The organism is Acinetobacter rudis, from assembly GCF_000829675.1.
GTDB classification, from domain to species: domain Bacteria; phylum Pseudomonadota; class Gammaproteobacteria; order Pseudomonadales; family Moraxellaceae; genus Acinetobacter; species Acinetobacter rudis.
In genome coordinates this window covers 1-19,207 of record NZ_BBRX01000068.1, presented here as the reverse complement: position 1 = coordinate 19,207, position 19,207 = coordinate 1, and the positions used below count along the sequence as shown (strand labels likewise).

14 protein-coding genes and 2 pseudogenes are annotated in these 19,207 nt (G+C 39.6%); 10 read left to right on the top strand and 6 right to left on the bottom strand.

The features are described from left to right. A partial coding sequence (locus Aru01_RS15015; protein WP_042111543.1) for a TonB-dependent siderophore receptor occupies positions 1 to 1,037 on the top strand: 1,037 nt, incomplete at its 5' end. 126 nt (positions 1,038 to 1,163) lie between these two features. On the opposite strand, the gene Aru01_RS15010 is transcribed toward Aru01_RS15015, so the two are convergent. Together Aru01_RS15010 and lipA are read right to left on the bottom strand one after the other, a co-directional pair. Continuing rightward, a complete protein-coding gene (locus tag Aru01_RS15010) occupies positions 1,164 to 2,261 on the bottom strand; it encodes a hypothetical protein (RefSeq protein WP_016655911.1) in 1,098 nt (365 codons plus the stop codon). 177 nt (positions 2,262 to 2,438) lie between these two features. Beyond that, complete coding sequence (gene lipA, locus Aru01_RS15005) at positions 2,439 to 3,434, bottom strand: lipoyl synthase (RefSeq protein WP_016655912.1); 996 nt, start codon at positions 3,432 to 3,434, stop codon at positions 2,439 to 2,441. A gap of 357 nt (positions 3,435 to 3,791) precedes the next feature. Here lipA and Aru01_RS15000 point away from each other — a divergent pair, with 357 nt between their 5' ends. Genes Aru01_RS15000 through Aru01_RS14975 form a run of 6 tightly spaced genes read left to right on the top strand, consistent with a single transcriptional unit; the run spans position 3,792 to position 10,615 of the window. Beyond that, positions 3,792 to 4,754: a thiamine pyrophosphate-dependent dehydrogenase E1 component subunit alpha gene (locus Aru01_RS15000; protein ID WP_016655913.1), complete on the top strand. Its 963-nt coding sequence runs from the start codon at positions 3,792 to 3,794 to the stop codon at positions 4,752 to 4,754. A gap of 15 nt (positions 4,755 to 4,769) precedes the next feature. After that, a complete protein-coding gene (locus tag Aru01_RS14995; RefSeq protein ID WP_016655914.1) occupies positions 4,770 to 5,789 on the top strand; it encodes an alpha-ketoacid dehydrogenase subunit beta in 1,020 nt (339 codons plus the stop codon). Between the two features lies 1 nt (position 5,790). Further along, a complete protein-coding gene (locus Aru01_RS14990) occupies positions 5,791 to 7,326 on the top strand; it encodes a dihydrolipoamide acetyltransferase family protein (RefSeq protein WP_016655915.1) in 1,536 nt (511 codons plus the stop codon). Between the two features lie 10 nt (positions 7,327 to 7,336). Continuing rightward, complete coding sequence (lpdA, locus tag Aru01_RS14985; protein WP_016655916.1) at positions 7,337 to 8,737, top strand: dihydrolipoyl dehydrogenase; 1,401 nt, start codon at positions 7,337 to 7,339, stop codon at positions 8,735 to 8,737. 11 nt (positions 8,738 to 8,748) lie between these two features. Beyond that, positions 8,749 to 9,534, top strand: a complete 786-nt coding sequence (locus Aru01_RS14980; RefSeq protein ID WP_016655917.1) for an acetoin reductase — start codon at positions 8,749 to 8,751, stop codon at positions 9,532 to 9,534. 22 nt (positions 9,535 to 9,556) lie between these two features. Next, entirely contained in the window at positions 9,557 to 10,615 is a 1,059-nt protein-coding gene (locus tag Aru01_RS14975; protein ID WP_016655918.1) for a 2,3-butanediol dehydrogenase, read from the top strand. Between the two features lie 210 nt (positions 10,616 to 10,825). On the opposite strand, the gene Aru01_RS14970 is transcribed toward Aru01_RS14975, so the two are convergent. The 4 genes and pseudogenes from Aru01_RS14970 to tssK all read right to left on the bottom strand — a co-directional run. Beyond that, a complete protein-coding gene (locus Aru01_RS14970; protein ID WP_016655919.1) occupies positions 10,826 to 11,416 on the bottom strand; it encodes a YfjT/YkfB family phage-associated protein in 591 nt (196 codons plus the stop codon). A 97-nt stretch (positions 11,417 to 11,513) separates the two neighbouring features. Beyond that, positions 11,514 to 12,479: a M15 family metallopeptidase gene (locus Aru01_RS14965; protein WP_040331118.1), complete on the bottom strand. Its 966-nt coding sequence runs from the start codon at positions 12,477 to 12,479 to the stop codon at positions 11,514 to 11,516. Positions 12,480 to 12,678: 199 nt separating this feature from the next. Continuing rightward, complete coding sequence (locus Aru01_RS14960) at positions 12,679 to 13,482, bottom strand: DotU family type IV/VI secretion system protein (protein ID WP_040331179.1); 804 nt, start codon at positions 13,480 to 13,482, stop codon at positions 12,679 to 12,681. A gap of 10 nt (positions 13,483 to 13,492) precedes the next feature. Then, positions 13,493 to 14,134, bottom strand: a pseudogene (tssK, locus tag Aru01_RS14955) (type VI secretion system baseplate subunit TssK); the annotation flags it as partial. On the opposite strand from tssK, the gene Aru01_RS14950 reads away from it, so the two are divergent. The 3 genes and pseudogenes from Aru01_RS14950 to tssM all read left to right on the top strand — a co-directional run. Next, on the top strand, positions 14,110 to 14,478 hold the full coding sequence (locus tag Aru01_RS14950) for a type VI secretion system baseplate subunit TssG (protein ID WP_051145773.1): 369 nt from the start codon (positions 14,110 to 14,112) through the stop codon (positions 14,476 to 14,478). The pseudogene tssK and the gene Aru01_RS14950 overlap by 25 nt on opposite strands. Then, positions 14,472 to 15,890, top strand: a complete 1,419-nt coding sequence (locus Aru01_RS14945) for a hypothetical protein (protein ID WP_016655923.1) — start codon at positions 14,472 to 14,474, stop codon at positions 15,888 to 15,890. Before Aru01_RS14950 ends, Aru01_RS14945 begins: the two co-directional genes overlap by 7 nt. A 15-nt stretch (positions 15,891 to 15,905) precedes the next feature. Then, a pseudogene (tssM, locus tag Aru01_RS14940) lies at positions 15,906 to 19,207 on the top strand (type VI secretion system membrane subunit TssM); the annotation flags it as partial.

Sequence of the window (19,207 nt, the reverse complement as noted above, 5' to 3'; positions counted from 1 at the left end):
CAAGTGCGGCATTTTCATTATGGAAAGGTGAAGATTGGACACCAAACACTTCTAATCCAGATGGTGATAATTATTATGATACGCGTATCCCAAGTTTTGAAGGTTGGGATGGTCATATTCCAGAACCGACTTGGGGAAATCCAACAGCATTAACTCGCGATAGAACGATTCAATATGGCATATATGCAACCTCTCGACTGAATTTAACAGATCAATTAAAAACAATTTTGGGTACACGTTTAATTAATTACAAAATGAAAGGGCTTGAAGGTAAGGTCGAAGAATCAAATCGCTTGATTCCTTATGTGGGTGTACTTTACGATTTTAACGACAAAGTTACCGCCTATGCGAGTGTGACAGATATCTTTATGCCACAAGACATTTGGTATAAAGACAGCAGTAATAAAATTCTTGATCCTGACGAAGGGAAAAACTACGAACTCGGCTTTAAGTTTCAACCTTGGGGCGAAAAGTTTAATGCAAGTATCGCTTATTTCCAGATTCATCAGTCTAACAGAGCTGTTGAAGATAAGATCTACAATGGTGACCCAACAAATCCTGATGTGGATTTTGCTTGGCAAGGAATTAAAGCGAAGACGAAGGGCGTGGAATTAGAAGCTTCTGGTGAAATCTTACCCGGTCTAGAAATCGGGGGCGGTTATACACATAAAATTATTAAAGATGGCACAGGCGAAAAGGTTTCAACATGGGAACCAGAACATCAAGTGAGTTTATCTTCAAGTTATAAATTTACAGGCGCGCTTGATGGTTTAACTGCAGGCGCACATCTGCGTTGGCAAAGTAAAGCATGGCAAACAGTGTATAACCGTGTGAAACAACAACTCGAAGACATCAATCAGGATCAATTTGTCACCGTTGATCTCATGGCCAATTATCAAATTACCCCTCAGCTCAATGCTGCGGTAAACTTTAATAATATTTTTGATAAAACTTATTTTACCAACGTCGGTTTCTATAACTCTGCAATCTATGGAAATCCAAGGAATGTGATGTTGAGTTTAAAGTTTAAATATTGATGAAAGAGGGCACCGCTTAAACCAGATAATGGCTGCTGAACATTAAAATAGCCCAAGCTGATCAAAATAAGTAATCTAAATAAACAGGCACAATGATGCCTGTTTATTTATATTGCAATCAGATCATTACATCAGGTTTTCAATACGCTCACGGTGGCGACTTTCGGCTGGAAGTAATTCAAGTAAACGATACATTGCATCAATCCGTTCAGGAATACGTCCCACCAGCTTTAATAGTGGATCGATATCTTGCATTTGATAGATCAGATGACTTAGCCTTGCATCAAAACATTCTCTCCAAGTACTTAAAATCGGACTTTCTGATTTGACCAAGAAACTGCCTTTGTAGAGCGAAAAAGTACTGGCGAGAAAACCTGCATCAAGTGATTTTTCAGCACGTAAAAAATCACATTGTACTTCACATGAAAATTTATAGGGGCGAGAGAGTATACAGTTAGGTAAAAGTGTTCTGAGTTGAGATAATTCTGACTTTAATGTTTTTTCACTGACTTCACGATCACCATATAAAGCTGCATGAAGTTCGTTTAATGCGATACCCTCAGGCTTCATGGCTAGGATGCACAAGATTTCAATTTGTCGGTGCGTTAGAGGGAGAACCTGTTGATTAAACAAGACTTGAGGCGTACCCAGTGCCTTGATATAGAGTACGTTTTTTTGTTCAAATTGAATTGCACGTTGCAGAAGTTCTGCACAGCGCTCTACCGCCAACACACCGAGTGAGGTGTGTTTTTTATATTTGGTTGAAAGGTTAATAATGCCATGAAACTGACCAGAGATTGGATCTAGAATAGGTGCGGCATAACAAACCCAATCACGGACACTATGCATTTGGTTTTCATGTGAATAAACACAGCTAGAAACATGATTGTTGAGTGCTAAGCCGATTGCATTCGTGCCTACAGCCTGTGTAGACCAGTGTCCACCTTCAACAAAATGTGCTTGCTCTGCAGAAGAGAGCATTTGTTGACTGCTCCAAGTCCAGAGTAAAGTGCCTTGATGATCAGTCACGCCAACGGCCATACCCGAGTCTTCAGCAATTTTGAGTAAATCATGCTGATTGTGCACAATTGAGCGCCGAAAAAGAGAGGGTTGATCTTCTTGCGGTAATTTGAGTAGCGGAGCAGATGTTACCGCTTCTAGATTAATAAAATGTGTTGTTTGTAGAGGCTGAGCTGGTATTGCTAATTTATTCCATAGGTTCATATCATATTCCTTTATGATCACACTATATCTATTAACATACTGTTTTTTAGTATGTTTATCATACTCTAAGCTGCAGCTAGCAGGAGATTACAACGAGAACAGATGCTGGCTTATTTCTTATATACTTGACAATTGATCGGTATTTTATTGTCCATCAGTAGACTATATAGCGATAAATTATTCAAGGCTATAGTCTATATTTTCACGAGAAAAAGGTTTAGGAACAGCTTCACCTCTATATTGACGATCAGCAAAGTAACTTGAACGAACCATAGGCGCACTCCAAATATTTTTAAAGCCTAATAGTTGACCATGCTTTTGATAAGCTTCAAATTCTTTTAATGAGACAAAGCGCTGAATGGGTGCATGTGATTTTGAGGGCTGCAGATATTGGCCAATAGTGACATAGTCAACTTGGTAATCACTGAGATCGTTCAACAGGACAATGACCTCAGCTTCTACTTCTCCTAGACCGACCATTAAACCACATTTGGTCGCAATGTCAGGGCGTAACTGTTTAAATTTCCTGAGTAATTCAAGTGAATGTTGATAGTCTGAGCCAGGTCGCATTGCATGGTACAAACGCGGTACAGTCTCGATATTATGGTTAAAAACATCGGGTGGTGTCTCACTCAAGATATTGAGGGCAATATCGAGCCTGCCTCTAAAATCAGGGACCAATATTTCAATCAGCGTTTCTGGACTGGTATTGCGGATTGCTTGAATACAATCGACAAAATGTTGTGCGCCACCATCTTTGAGATCATCACGGTCAACAGATGTAATCACCACATATTTTAAATTGAGGTTTTTGACTGTATCAGCCAAATGCTGTGGTTCATTGGGATCTAAAGCATTTGGTCGGCCATGAGCAACATCACAGAAAGGACAACGGCGTGTACAGATATCTCCCATAATCATAAATGTAGCTGTCCCACCTCCAAAGCATTGCGGTAGATTGGGGCAAGCAGCTTCCTCACATACAGTATGTAGTTTCTGTTGTCTTAACAGATCCTTAATATGTTGGACTTCTTCAGGGTTGCTAATTTTAGCCCTAATCCATTCTGGTTTTTTAGGGGTTTGTGTAGTTTGAATGACCTTAACAGGTATACGTGCAAGTTTGTCTGCTCCACGTAATTTTTCGCCTGTAGTTATTGAACGTTTTAATTCCATTTAAAATAAGTCCATAAAATTTAATTAATATCTAATAGTAATATTAATTACTTGTCAATTATGTTTGATTGTTTTTTGGTTAATAATAAAATGGTACAAAATATTAATAATACAAAATAAAGGTTGGCTAAAGGTTTGCTTTTTAACTAATTGATAATTAATGAAAAAATATGAAAAATTTTCGTTTCGTAAGGCTTTGTTTTTAATGATTATATTGGTTGAATGTTAAATAAATATTTTTAGTCTAATATTAATCATCTCAAAAATGATTTTATATAAATATACGATTTATAAATGCCAGTATTTATTTTAATACAGGGTTTTATGTTTTAAACGGCAGCATGAAGGATGAAGTATATGCAATTAACGGAAGAGCAATTGCTAGCAGCATACAAACGGATGCGAGATATTCGTGAATTTGAAGATCGACTTCACGAGGAAAATAATACAGGTGATATTCCTGGCTTTATCCACCTTTACAGTGGCGAAGAGGCAGTCGCGGTTGGGATTTGTGAAAATTTAACGGATAAAGATTTTATCACTTCAACACACCGTGGGCATGGTCACTGTATTGCGAAAGGCTGTGATATTCACGGAATGATGTTGGAAATCTTTGGTAAAGATGATGGATTGTGCCGTGGTAAAGGCGGTTCGATGCACATTGCCGATTTAGATAAGGGCATGTTGGGTGCAAATGGTATTGTTGGCGGTGGCCCTCCATTGGCCATTGGTGCGGCTTTAACAGCTAAGACTTTAAAAACAGGTGGGATTGGACTGTCTTTTACTGGAGATGGTGGTTCTAACCAAGGCTTAACATTTGAAGCGATGAACATGGCAGTTGTTTTAAAACTACCTGTGATCTTCGTTTTTGAAAACAATGGATTCGGTGAGGGGACTGCACACGATTATGCTGTAGGGAGTAAAGATATTGCTGGTCGTGCAGCAGCATTTGGTATGCCAGCTGAAAAAGTTGATGGTACAGACTTCTTTGCTGTGTATGAAGTTGCTCAAAGAGCTATTGAACGTGCTCGTCGCGGTGAAGGACCAAGTGTGATTGAAACAATCACCAATCGTTTTTATGGTCACTTTGAAGGTGACCCTGGCCTGATCCGTTCAAAAGAAGAACTGGATTATGTAAAAGAACACAAAGATCCTCTGAAAATATTCCGTGAGAAAGTGGCAACTCAGCTTGATGCAGCAAAACTCGATGCCATTGATGTTGAGTCAAAGGCCAATGTTGATGCAGCTGTTGCTAAAGCACGTGCCGCAAGTTATCCGGAAGTTTCTCAACTTCTTACTGACGTTTATGTCTCTTACTAAAGGAATAGTAAAGTAATGCCAAATAAAAGCTATCGAAACGCAATTAAAGAAGCGATTGAATCAGAAATGCGCCGTGACCCAAGTGTAATTGTTGTGGGTGAGGACGTGCGTGGTGGTCATGGTGGTAAAAATACCGATGACAATAAATTGGAAGGATTTGGTGGTGTACTGGGTGTCACCAAAGGTTTATGGACAGAATTTGGTTCAGAGCGCGTCATTGATACCCCTATTACAGAATCAGCCATTATTGGTATGGCTGCGGGTGCCGCGGCAACAGGTTTACGCCCAGTCGCAGATCTGATGTTTATGGATTTCTATGGTGTATGCCATGACATGCTTTATAACCAAGCAGCTAAATTTCGCTATATGTTTGGCGGCAAAGCCAAAGCACCGTTAGTGGTTCGTGGCATGATCGGAGCAGGATTTTCAGCAGCAGCGCAGCACTCACAGTCACCTTATAACGTTTTTGCTGCTGTACCTGGTTTAAAAGTAGTGGTGCCATCTAGTGCATATGATGTGAAAGGCTTATTGATTCAAGCCATCCGTGATGACGACCCAGTAGTATTTTGCGAACATAAATTACTGTATGACATCAAAGGTGATGTACCTGATGAGGCGTATACCATTCCTTTTGGTGTAGCGAATTACACGCGTGAAGGTACAGATATTACGATTATTGCGCTGAGTTTGATGGTCCATCGTGCAAACGAAGTGGCAGATAAACTGGCTAAAGAAGGTATTTCGGTCGAGGTCGTTGACCCAAGAACAATTTCACCATTGGATGAAGATGGAATCTTGGAGTCAGTGGCATCAACAGGTCGTGTTGTGATTGTGGATGAATCTGCTGCACGCTGTGGTTTTGGCCATGATGTTGCTGCATTGATTGCACAAAAAGGTTTTCACTATCTAAAAGCACCAATTGAATTGGTTACGCCGCCACATTCTCCAGTTCCTTTTTCACCTGTACTTGAAAAAGAGTGGTTACCCAGTGTAGAGCGTATCGAGCAAGCAGTACGTAAAACGTTGGAGGCTTAGCATGAGTGAGATTAAAACCTTAGAGATTCCCAAATGGGGATTGTCAATGGAAGAAGGTACCATTGCACAGTGGCTAATTCAGGAAGGCGAGCAATTCAGTAAGGGTCAAGAGATTTGTGAAATCGAGACGACTAAAATCGTCAATGTCCTTGAAGCGCCTTTTGAGAGTACCTTACGTAAAATTATTGCCCAAAATGGTGACACACTGGTTGTTGGTGGCGTTATAGCGATTTGTGCAGACAGTCAGGTGAGTGATGCAGAAATTGATGCCTTTGCACAAACTTTGCTGGGTGGCACAACTGCTGCTCCTCAAAGTGCAGCGGCAGAAGCCGTTGTAGAAAAAGTTGCAGCACCAGTTGAAAACAAAGTACAGCCAGTCGCACCTGTCAAGAGTGTGAGCAAAACCACTCAGCCTGCTGTTCAAGGTTCTTATGTTGTACCTGCGGTTTTACAGGGCTATCAGGTGATCGAAGGTATTTTTACGACGCCTCATGCATTAAAACTTGCTGAAAAGCATAATGTAAATTTAAGTGCTGTAGTGGGAACAGGGCGAGCGGGCCGTATTAGTGTCAAAGATATTCAATCTGCGGTTCAGTCAGCAGGTGGATCTTGGCCAAACGTACAGCATCAAGCCAGTGGAAAGTCTGTGAAGTCTACAGCAGATGATCGTCAAGTAGCGGCTACTCCTGTTGCACGTCGTCTGGCAAAACAGTGGGGCATTAACCTACATGATTGCCGTGCTTCGGGATCACGTGGTCGAATTTGTAAAGAAGATGTTGAAGCGGTTTATTATCGCGAGAACCCTGTACAAGGCCAAAACATTGCAGAACATCAGCAGACAGAAACGGCCAAGGTAACCGTAACTGCGATGAACGGTATGCGTAAAGCTATTGCCTCACGCCTACAAGCAGCTAAACGAAATGCACCGCATTTCCGTCTAACTGTTGATTTAAACGTAGATGCGATTCAGGCATTACGCCAACAAATTAATGCCACTGTACCGCAAGTGAAATTGTCGATTAACGATATGTTTATCAAAGCAGCGGCAGCAGCGTTAATGAAAGTGCCGCAAGTCAATGTACAGTTTGATGAAGAAAATCAGCAAGTTTTACAATTTAGCCAAGCCGATATCTCTGTTGCGGTTGCGATTGAAAATGGCTTGATTACACCAATTATTAAAGCTGCTAATAGCAAATCTTTGGCTGAAATTTCCAATGATATGCGTGATCTTGCGACACGTGCTAAGACAGGAAAATTAGCACCAGATGAATTCCAAGGGGGTAGTTTTAGTATTTCCAATCTAGGAATGCTGGGGATCAAACATTTTGATGCCATTATTAACCCACCTCAAGGCGCTATATTGGCACTAGGTGCAGCAGAAAAACGCGCGATTATTGTCAATGACAACATCACTGTTGCACAGATGGTAACAGCAACATTGTCTTGTGATCACCGTGTGATTGATGGTGCTCTTGGTGCACAGTTCTTGGCAGCATTTAAGCAGTTTGTTGAAAACCCTGCATTGATTTTGGTGTAGGAGGATGAATATGTCAGACACGCAATTTGATGTGATCATCATTGGTGCTGGCCCGGGTGGATATGTGGCTGCGATCCGCGCAGCCCAACTTGGGTTAAAAACAGCGATTGTGGAAGCCCAACATTTAGGTGGAATTTGTCTCAACTGGGGCTGTATTCCTACAAAAGCACTATTGAGTGGTGCGGCACTTGCACAGCAATTAAAACAAGCTGATCAATTTGGTTTCAATATTGGAGCTGTTGATTTTGATATTCGACAACTGGTACAGCACAGTCGCCAAGTTTCTGAACAATTGGTTCAGGGTATCGGACAATTGCTTAAAAAGAATCAAGTGACAGTATTTAATGCAACGGCACGATTTGTAGCGAAAGAGCAGCTAGAGCTTACAGATACGGTAGGTGCTAAGCAGCAAATTACTGCACCACATATTATTGTTGCCACTGGTGCAAAAGCTGCTCATTTACCCAATATTCCTGTAGATGGTCAGCAGATCTGGAGCTATAAAGAGGCTTTAATACCTGAACAGTTGCCTAAATCACTCTTGGTGATTGGCTCAGGAGCAATTGGTAGCGAGTTTGCAAGTTTGTATCAAGATTTAGGTTGCCAAGTGACATTGGTAGATATTGCTAAACAAATTTTACCTAGTGAAGATGTTGAAGTTGCGCAATATGTGCAAAAACAATTTCAACAGCAGGGCATGAAAGTACTCACAGAAGCCGTTGTACAAAGTGTGAGTATTGAAAATGCTCAGGTGCACTGTCAGATCGAAACAGCATCGGGTACACAAGTGATCACGGTTGAAAAAGTTTTATCCGCGATTGGTGTTAAACCGAATGTGCAGCATTTAGGTCTAGAAGCTTTAGGGATCGAACTTGAGAATGGTTTTATTAAAGTCGACCCATACTGTAAAACCAATGTTGTCGGGGTTTATGCGATTGGTGATGTTGCTGGAGCGCCGTGTTTGGCCCATAAAGCCAGCCATGAAGCGATTTTATGTGTAGAGAAAATTGCGGGCTTGAGTCAAGTGCATGCTTTGGATCGTAGCCAAATTCCGGGTTGTATTTTTACTCATCCGCAAGTGGCCAGTATTGGTTTAACTGAGCAAAAAGCGAAAGCTGCAGGTTTTAGCATAAATGTGGGCAAATTTCCTCTACAGGCCAATGGTAAGGCACTAGCTTTAGGTGCAGCTGCTGGATTTGTAAAAACAATTTTCAATCAGGAAACCGGTGAATTACTCGGTGCACATATGGTAGGTCATGAGGTAACTGAACACATCCAAGGTTTTGCGATTGCAAAATATTTGGAAGCGACAGATGAAAGTCTGGCTCAGGTGATTTTCCCTCATCCTACATTATCTGAGGCGATGCATGAGTCTGTGTTAGCGGCAATGCAACGCGCAATCCATATATAAGGAGTTGCAACATGCCTAGAGGTTTACACAACAAAGTTGCGCTTATTACCGGTGCGGCACAAGGCATAGGGCGTGGTATTGCATTACGTCTTGCGCAAGAAGGTGTACATATTGCATTGGTTGATCTTCATCAGGACAAGTTAAATACTGTTCAGCAAGAGATTGAAGCATTAGGTGTCAAAGCCACTACATATATTGCTGATGTTTCTGATCCTGAGCAGATCAGTCTTGCGATTGATCATGCTGAAGTTGAACTTAATGGTTTTGATATCATTATTAATAATGCGGGGATTGCTCAAGTTAATGCATTAGCAGATGTTCGCCCAGATGAATTTAATCGCATTATGAATATTAATGTAGGTGGTGTACTCTGGGGTATTCAAGCTGCTGCCAATAAGTTTAAACAGCGCCAGCATTCCGGCAAAATTATTAATGCATGTTCCATTGCTGGACATGAAGGTTTTGCATTGCTTGGGGTATATTCTGCGACTAAGTTTGCTGTCCGAGCATTGACTCAAACTGCGGCAAAGGAATATGCAAGTGCTGGGATTACGGTCAATAGTTATTGCCCTGGTGTTGTAGGCACAGATATGTGGGTGGAAATCGATCAACGTTTTTCTGAAATTACAGGTAAACCAATTGGGGAAACGTATAAAAAATACGTGGATGGCATTGCCCTAGGGCGTGCTGAAACACCAGATGATGTTGCTGCGTTGGTTGCTTTTTTAGCGAGTGAAGACGCTCACTATATTACTGGCCAGTCAATATTAACAGATGGTGGAATGGTTTATCGATAACACGAGGTTAAGGAGTGCATCAATGAAAGCAGCACGTTTTTATGACAAAGGTGATATTCGAATCGAAGATATCCCCGAACCACAGGTACAACCGGGTACAGTGGGTATTCAAGTTGCGTGGTGTGGTATTTGTGGGACAGACTTACATGAGTTTATAGACGGCCCGATTTTTATTCCACCTTGTGGTCATCCACATCCGATTTCAGGCGAGTCAGCTCCCGTTACCATGGGGCATGAGTTTTCAGGTGTTGTTTATGCCGTAGGTGAAGGTGTAGATGATATTGAGATTGGACAGCATGTTGTGGTTGAGCCTTATATTATCGCTGATGATGTGCCGACTGGGCCAAATGACAATTACCATCTTTCCAAAGATATGAACTTTATTGGTTTGGGAGGACGTGGTGGTGGTTTGTCAGAAAAAATTGCAGTACAGCGTCGCTGGGTACACCCAATTTCTAAAGATATCCCACTTGATCAAGCTGCATTGATTGAACCGTTATCTGTTGGGCATCATGCTTACGTGCGTAGTGGTGCAAAAGCGGGTGATGTGGCTTTGGTCGGTGGTGCTGGTCCAATTGGATTATTGTTATCTGCGATTTTAAAAGCCAAAGGTTTAACTGTCATCATTACTGAGCTGAGTGCAAAGCGTAAAGAAAAAGCCATTGAAGCGGGTGTGGTTGACCATGTGCTTGATCCATCACAAGTCGATGTGGTTGCTGAAGTAATGAAAATTACTGAAGGGCGTGGTGTAGATGTGGCTTTTGAATGCAGTAGCGTCAATAAAGTCATGGATACACTGGTTGATGCGATGAAACCGACTGGTGTGGTGGTGATCGTTTCAATCTGGAGTCATCCTGCGACAATTAACGTGCATAGCGTGGTCATGAAAGAGCTCGATATTCGAGGCACGATTGCTTATGTCAATGATCATCAGGAAACCATTAAACTGGTGGAACAGGGCAAAATCAATTTAGAGCCATTTATTACTCAACGAATTGCTTTAGATGACTTAGTTGCTCAAGGTTTTGAAACTTTGATTCATAATAATGAATCTGCAGTTAAAATTATTGTTCATCCATAATTCATCAGCTGTGTTTACTGTTATGTACAAGCCCTTGAAATATCAACTGATCTGACAAAGTTGGGCAGTTGATTAAACGGTTTGTTAGGACTGAGTTCTTGATTCGATGGAACTCAGTCCTTTTAATTTAACTTTAAAGAAATGATGCTGATTTATTTTAAAACATTCTTCTAAGCATCACCGAGGTTTAACATTTATAGCTCGCTTGATTTAGACCGAACAGCTGACAGGTTTATCGAGTAACTGAACTTTATTGTTTTGGAATTTATAAAGCTTTGATGAGTTAAATATTTTGATAACTTGTGTTGTTTTTAGATCCGCTTTAAATCTTTCTAACTTTTTAGGATTAATTTCAATAAAAGGGTTTGCATAATTTTTATTGTCTAATAAAAATTGAATAGTCGTATTATGCGATGCAGGTACAGCTAAGATCACTTGTCCTGATTGATCCAAAATATTAAAGCCTGTTTTTTGATTTTCTCGTTTGCAGTTCAGTTTGAATGAAAGGATATAACCATCTTTTGATTTATTTTGCAGGGTGTAGATGCCTTGTAAATCATTTTCAAGATAAATCCATTGGTCAGCTGGCATATTTTGTCTAAGTTCTTGCATTTGCTCTAGGCTAGTTTTACTCATATCCACCGTACCATGTGCATCAATTTTGGGTACTTTACTCTTTAGACCTAGCCAAGAAGCGAATGTATTTGTAGTTTTACTGGCACTTTTTGAAATGCTTTGGCAAGCACTGAGGTGAGAAACTAAAGCTAAAATCATCAAAGTTCGAGGGATGTTGTGAATCATAGCGAAGCCTGTATTGTTTAGATTTAACGATTGGATGATGAAAATCAAAATGTGTATAGATCATGCTCTAGGCATGGGGGCGACAGCTACTTATAGATCAGTGTGTTGAGATATTGAGTTGTCCTTCAGTGGTCAGTTTGATTGCCATCTCCGCTGTTTTTTTTAAGTTCGGTATACGGTACTCAGTATGGCCAAAATCTTTAATCGACTTCCAGTGTCCACCCCAGACCAGTCCAACAGACTCTGCGACCTCACCATAGAGCTGATAACCTCGCATTGCCCATGGATCACGTTCACTAATGACAACTTTTCCCTCATGTATAAAGGCAATATCTGCGGCTAAACCGAATTGGTGATAACTCTGAAATGCACGTGCATGTGTGGTGTGGGTATTTGCTGAGAGCATATTTTGTCGTTGTGGATTACGATAGCCTTCGAGTAAAACCATTTCATAATCATATTTTTCTTTCATGATCTTAAACACCATAAGTAAACGCTGTTTGTATCGCGGATTCATACGACTCCACTTGCGATCGACCATTTGGGTATTTAATTGTGAGTTCATATCGCCGATAGCCTCAATATCAAGGCTATTTGTTGTTATGCCAAATTGAGTCTTTTGTAATGGGCGAGTACTTTGCAACTGCATCGCTTGGGTGATGGCTTCATTAACTAAATGATCATCAACGCTAGGAGGTGGAGTTAAAAGCTCACCGTTGAGTAGACTATAAATTTGTGGATCAACATCTTTTAAATAGTTCGCCTCTATTTGATTGGGATTAATGCTTCGGCTGACAGAGATAAATAAAATCGCACTAAATAAACAGAGTCCAGCGATTAATATCCACCACTGCTGCAAGTACCAATATTGTTGAGTATGTTCGGCAGATGCCGCATGATTCATATGCTGGGTAAATGCTTTAATGCGGCTCAATTGCCTTTTACTTGAGGGTAATAATGCATGAGAAATTTCGCTGAGTTTTAGCCTTAACTCATAAGACATGAGCAGAACAAGTCCCGCTACCATGCACAGAAGACAACTAAAGATAATCAATATTGCCATGACGATCTAATCTGCTGTTGAGTCTGATATTGTGTATATAAATTAAGGTTGAAAAAAAGCTGAACATAATAACAATGGTGAATAACAGCAGTAATCAATCCAGTCAGTTGGCAATATACAGCTTTTAAGACAGAGGTTATCCGCTGCCATTTTAATATCTGATGCATAATCGGTATATTTTGAGGCATGATCATTGGCGTTATGGCAAGTGGATGGTGATATGCGCTTGTTCGATTGGTGCTGTGATCACATTTTTATATTGAGATAACGTATTTTGTTGATTTTGAGACAACATATAAAATAATCCGAAAAATGAAGCAAAAGCAAAAAGTAGCAAGAGTAATAAAATCCAATAAAATGGTAATTCTCTATGAATAATGTTTTTTATTTGATCGGGTAGTGCAGCAAAGGGAGAGAATGCATTGTTTTTCCCTTTTAAATAATCGATTTCATCGCCAACACGCGCGACCAAGTGATTTAGACTTTCGATCGAATCAATTCGATACTTACCTTGAAAACCAAGCAGTAAACAATAATGAAAGACCTCTAAGCTTAATAAACGTTCTTTGCCCTTACTGCGTAGTTGTTCAAGTACTTCAAAGAAGTGATATCCAGCCAATTGTGATCCAAAAAGACTTAACTGTAATGGATTAATCAGCCATGTATTTTGTAATTGGAAAAAATGAGGACTTTGTTGGGTGACAATCGTTTCATCAAGCAGTGAGCAATATGCATATTTTGCATCATAAACATCATCAGCATTAAATTGGAGTTTTTTTGCTTGTTGTTCAAAACGCTGTAACAGATCGAAAATTTGGCCTCTAAATTGCTCAGCGTCTTGAGGAAGGTAGCCATTTTTGATTAAAAACACGATATAAAAACCATCATAAAGTAGATCGATCAAATTGGGCAGATGAGTGACTTTTAACGGCGCTGCTACAGTTGAACCTGAACCAATTTGACCATTATCAAACAACGACGGAGTATTGTTGTAAGGATTCATTTTTTCACCACTAAGCATTGATCACAGCGATGAGTTCAACACTGATATCTTGAAAGCCCGTCGGTATGTAAACACAAATACTTTCTGCATCCATCATACGTTGGTACAGTTCATGGTGTGGTTCGATTTCAAAATAATGAACACCAGATCGTACTGGAATAGCTGTGGGCACTTGCAGCAAATGATGTAGTGGAATTGCAGGCAGCGCAGCAACAACGCGCTGTTCAACATCTACACTATTACCCACTTTAAAGCGTAATGGTACGATTTGTACCAATTCGTGGGTTTGCATCATACGACTTGAAACAGCCAGATAGAGTCGACTATCGCGATTGATTTTGTCAGTTTCTAAACTACCTAACCAATAAGAGGGTCGAGTTTCTTTGAGACTAATACTGATATAGCGGTTAGAAATAATCGTATCTAATAAATCACGAAGTATACAATCAAGTTCGTGAAAACTTTGTTGAAGTTGGAGATGCTGATATTGCGGTAGTTGATCAACTTCATAGGCTGTAGAAAATGTTAACAACGAGCCAGTCAAACGTAATAATTCTGCAAATAATCGTTCGGGGTGAGTTCTAGGATTTAAATAAATATGATTTAAGCTGGCATGTGCAGTATTTAATGCGTTCACAAGCCAAATTAGGACAGAGCCAAGCAACTCAGCTTGGAGTAAATAGTTTCTGTGGTGAGCATATAAAACAGGTCGATGGCAAAATAGAGATTGTGATCGGGCCCTTAAACTATCAGCAGTATCTTGAGTTTTTACCACATGCTCAACAAAGTGAAAAATTAAAATCAATTTTGCAGTCTTGGTGTAGTCCAACTTTAATGGTTGATCTGCGTTTAATACTGGCAAGTGAAGCGATACAGCCGATACAACTCTGCTCGCATCATCAAGTAGGTTTAGCTCAAGCATCATTTCTGATGACAAAACAGGTCACAAATAACAATGAAACCTGTTATGCCCTGATGAAGGGGATTACATGCTAAAAGTCATTTTATCCGTGTTCATGGCAATATTCTTTACAACATGTTTGCTAATGATCTTTTATTGGCGTGATACTCAACTTGAACCTAATGAATTAGACTTAATTATCTATTTGATTTTACTGCCTTTAGCTTTAAGTCTAATTTTTCTGACACCCTATTGGGTGTGGAAATGGTTTAAGCAACGTCAGGAAAAACAGCAAATCAATCAAGCAATCGCTCAAAGTTTGCAGGATCAACCAGTTCAAGACACAGCAAGATATCCATGTGAATGGTTTGAGCTCAATATGTATACAACGGCGGTACGCTGTGCATTAGGTGAAAATGAACAAATTATCTCTTCGATTCAAGCGTTTTCAGGACCAGAGTTAGATTCTCAACTCTTAGATGATCGATCAAATCCAATTTTGTCTTATCGAATAAAAGCACTTGATGCTCTTGTTGAGCAAGGGGACCAAACATTTGAACTCAATCCAGTTCAACAACGATTAAGAATACTGATAGAGCAGCAGTTGCAACAGTATACAGATGTATTAACGGTCATCGCGGATCATTTAAAACATTCGACGTTGTTCTATGATCATCCGTTAGCCTATGAGTACCGAGTACATCCAGCTTGGTTTCATCCTGAGGCAGCTATAGATGATGAAGAAATAACGCTGACTGAACCTGTGATGCGTTTAGAAAAAATTAATGTACACATTATTTTATCTGAAGATTTTCAGCATCTCTGGGATGAATCAAGCACGACCAGTGATATTGAGCAATATTTAAGTGCACTCGGAATTTTGCCGCAATTGATGAATTGTCAGTACCATTATTTTTCTTTATCAAGTCATTATGCTAATTGGTTGCAGTGTTTGACTGAAGTTAATAAAAAAGTTGCAGAAGTATCATTATTTATAGTGACTGATTCAGAAATTAGTCAACAGTTGATGACAGAAAAATACTGGTCTGCTCAGCAGTATACCCCCGCAGAATTTGTAGCAAGTTGTCTATTGGCTAACAAAAGTTTGCAAATTGAAAATTTAGAACCTACACAAAAAATTTTAGTGGTGACTAAAGCCAATGATTTGATGCAAAACCTCGCACATTGGAAGTTACTTGATTTAGAGCAATATAAACATAATCAACCATTTGTATCTATTTTGGATGATCCTATGGATACTCAAGTGGTGAGAAAATTACAACAATACTTTGCAGATTCACCTATTGAGTCAGAGCATTTTTTATATGGCAAGTCATGTCTTGGCCATTGTCAGAATTTGTCTGAAATTTTTTGCTTTATGTTGGCAATGCACATGCAACCCTCACTCCAGAGAATGGTATTTAGTATTGCTCAACCGATGACGCAGATATTTATGTCATTGAGTCACATCGATGAAATGAGTCAGCACACCGATGATAAAATTTGAATAAATGAGAATAGAATGTATACAATTTTAGCTTTTCTTTGGCAGTATATTACCCATCCTAAAATAATAATCGCGTTTTCAATTTTGGTGATTTTGGTTTCATCATATAACTTTGTATCTCCACCATTATTTCTGGCATTGCTCGCAGTGTATATTTTAAGTCTAATGGCTTATCTGATTTATTATTTGCTACGACGTTATAGAAATGCCAGAAAAGGAGACAATCTGGTTGAAGCAATTGAGCAAGATAATCTAAGTGAATATACTCAAAGTAAAAATAAAGATGAACTCACGCTGATTAACCAGCAAATTAAAGAATCTATTCAACTTATAAGAAAATCGAAATTGGGCGATAAAAGAGGTAGTGCTGCATTATATGAATTGCCTTGGTATATGGTTATTGGTAACCCAGCCGCAGGTAAAAGCTCCGCGATTTATCATTCAGGTTTAAAGTTTCCTTTTGAAGAAAGCCATCAAAAAATGGTTTCGGCTGGTTTAAGTGGAACACGTAATTGTGATTGGTTTTTCTCTACTGAAGGGGTATTGCTTGATACGGCAGGACGCTATTCGGTCTATAAAGAAGATCAACCAGAATGGTTGGGGTTTTTAGGTTTATTAAAAAAAAATCGTAGCAAAGCTCCTATTAATGGCTTGATTGTGGTTGTGAGTACAGCGGAGCTCGTAAGTCAAAGTCCAGATAAAACTTTAAGCTTGGCTAAAAATTTACGTTCCCGTATTCAGGAGATTACAGAGCGGTTAGAAATTTTTGCTCCTGTGTATGTGGTTTTCTCTAAGTTCGATTTAATCGCTGGATTTACAACCTTTTTTGAAAGTTGTGAAGACAATGAACTTGATCAAGTTTGGGGGGCGACTTTAGCTTATGAGACAGCGTCTTCCCAAAATGCCAGTGAGTTGTTCGAGGAGCATTATTGTATTTTATATGATGGCCTTAAGAGCATGAGCACAACCCATTTAAGTCGGCGCCATGCGCAGAATGTTTCTCCGAGTGTTATGACATTCCCACTTGAGTTTAAATCCCTTAAACCGATTTTAAAGGCTTTTATTAGTACATTATTTGAAGAGAACCCATATCAATTTAAACCAGTATTTCGTGGGTTTTACTTTACCAGTGCTTTGCAAGAAGGGCTGGTAGAAAGCCCAATGACACAGCAGATTGCACAAGAGTTTAATTTAAATAAAGTTGTCGAGGATGATCAAAACCCGCAAAAAATCGATGAGGATTGCTTCTAAAAATCAGCGTTATTTTTTAAAAGCATTATTTTCTCAGGTGATTTTAAAAGATAAAAACTTAGTGAAACAGCATATTAATCCACTCACTAAACGAAAACGTTATCTGGGCTTTATTTTAGTATTGTTTTTGGTCTCGATTTGTTTATCGCTCTGGTTATGGTCCTATCGTAACAACCAGCAATTGATTCTGGATGTACAGGCAGATCTTAATAAAGTTGTACAAATGGAAAGTACGGCTGGTCAAGATTTAACCATGCACTTTAATGCGTTATTAATCTTGCAACAACGCCTGCAACAATTAGATGAGTTTGATCAAAAGCGACCACTGAAATTTTCATTTGGTTTATATCAGGGGAATCAACTACGTCAACGTTTAAAAGTTGAATATTTAAAAGGTATTCAACAAATTGTCCTCTTACCAGCACAGCAAAATATGGCTGAGTATTTAAAACGTGTGAATAGCCATGAAGACATACTGAAGGCCAATCACCGTAATGTGCAAATTCAACAAATGAGTGAAGATAAAACACGGCAATATTTAGAACCTTCAGATAGCAATGCACAAGATGCATATAATGCATTAAAAGCCTATTTAATGTTAAGTAACCGCCAATATATAGAGGTAGGGCATTTAAAAGATCAGGTCACACGTTTTTGGAGGCCGTGGTTAGCAACCAAGCCAAGTCAAAGTTCTAGTGCCGAAACAACACAAAAAGCAGAACAAATATTGAGTTATGCACTCACACTTTCTAATGATGAATTATTTCCAGCTTTACAGGCAAATCCACAGCTGGTTGATCAGTCACGTCAAGTACTATTATCTGTGATACGTGGTATGCCCGCACGTGATCGGGTATATAACGAAATTAAAATGCGCGCGACTGTACGCTTTCCCGTGATTACTGTTGGTCAGTTAGTCGGTGATGCACATAAATCTACTGTGTTAGGAGGATATGCTTTACCTGGAATGTTTAGTCAAAAAGCATGGGATGAATATGTAGCAAATGCGATTGAAGAGGCAGCGAATCATCCTATGGATACTAAAGATTGGGTGCTCAATAGCACACAATCAGACGATTTGAGTTTTAGCGGGAGTCCAGATCAGATTCGTCAACAACTGACCCAACTGTATAAGCAAGAATATATTCTACAGTGGAAAAAATTCTTATCATCTATTCACTATGCTAAGGCTGCAAATTTTGTGGAAGAACTAAAGCTTATCGATCGTTTGGGTGAGCCACAGAATTCGCCAGTGCGCACTTTGATGGAGCGTGTAGCTAAAGAAACCAGTTGGGATAACCCGATTGTTCAGGCAGAGCTTGCTGATTCACAAACGGGTTTTGTGGCCTGGTTTAAGCGTAAAGTACTGCGTCAAGGAAGCGATCTCAAAGTTGAGCAGGCCAGAACCAAGGCTCAAGGGCCAATTTCACAAGAATTTAATGCCTTTTATCAGTTGGTTCGAAAACGTGATGATCAACAAAATAAATCTTTGCTTGATGAGTATTTAGATAGCTTTGCTCAAGTTCGTAGTAAGTTCAACGACTTAAAGAGTTCGGGAGATATGGGGCCAAGTGCGATGCTTTTGGTTCGAAATACTATCAATGAACAAAACACAGTGTTTAACTCAACACAAAAAATAGTCGATGAAAAACTTATGCTTGGACTCTCTGAAACAGAGCAAAAGCTTTTAAAAAAACTGTTATTAAGCCCACTCACACAGGCGTTTGAATCGTTGTTAAGTCCTGCTCAAGATGAGTTAAATAAGCTTTGGGTAACACAGGTTTATCAGCCATTTAATCAAACTTTAATGCAGAAATACCCATTTAACAGTACGGCCACTATCCAAGCGACTTCTAACGAAATTGCACAAATTTTAGGGGAAACTGGCAGTATTTCCCGTTATGTAAAAGAAAACCTAGATCCATTGGTAATCCGTCGTGGTTACACTTTAAGCTCTAAAACTTGGCAAGATTTAGGCATCGGTTTAAATTCTCAATTTTTGATGGATTTTAAAGCTTATGTGGCACCTGCAAATGGAGTAGCGACGGGTGGACTTGAGCAAGCAG

Coding starts and splice junctions, on each gene's coding strand:
- Aru01_RS14995 (WP_016655914.1), top strand. CDS start 4,770: ATGCCAAATAAAAGCTATCGAAACGCAATTAAAGAAGCGATTGAATCA.
- Aru01_RS15000 (WP_016655913.1), top strand. CDS start 3,792: ATGCAATTAACGGAAGAGCAATTGCTAGCAGCATACAAACGGATGCGA.
- Aru01_RS14960 (WP_040331179.1), bottom strand. CDS start 13,482: ATGAATCCTTACAACAATACTCCGTCGTTGTTTGATAATGGTCAAATT.
- Aru01_RS14990 (WP_016655915.1), top strand. CDS start 5,791: ATGAGTGAGATTAAAACCTTAGAGATTCCCAAATGGGGATTGTCAATG.
- lipA (WP_016655912.1), bottom strand. CDS start 3,434: ATGGAATTAAAACGTTCAATAACTACAGGCGAAAAATTACGTGGAGCA.
- Aru01_RS14945 (WP_016655923.1), top strand. CDS start 14,472: ATGCTAAAAGTCATTTTATCCGTGTTCATGGCAATATTCTTTACAACA.
- Aru01_RS14965 (WP_040331118.1), bottom strand. CDS start 12,479: ATGGCAATATTGATTATCTTTAGTTGTCTTCTGTGCATGGTAGCGGGA.
- Aru01_RS14980 (WP_016655917.1), top strand. CDS start 8,749: ATGCCTAGAGGTTTACACAACAAAGTTGCGCTTATTACCGGTGCGGCA.
- Aru01_RS14950 (WP_051145773.1), top strand. CDS start 14,110: ATGCGTTCACAAGCCAAATTAGGACAGAGCCAAGCAACTCAGCTTGGA.
- Aru01_RS14975 (WP_016655918.1), top strand. CDS start 9,557: ATGAAAGCAGCACGTTTTTATGACAAAGGTGATATTCGAATCGAAGAT.
- lpdA (WP_016655916.1), top strand. CDS start 7,337: ATGTCAGACACGCAATTTGATGTGATCATCATTGGTGCTGGCCCGGGT.
- Aru01_RS15010 (WP_016655911.1), bottom strand. CDS start 2,261: ATGAACCTATGGAATAAATTAGCAATACCAGCTCAGCCTCTACAAACA.
- Aru01_RS14970 (WP_016655919.1), bottom strand. CDS start 11,416: ATGATTCACAACATCCCTCGAACTTTGATGATTTTAGCTTTAGTTTCT.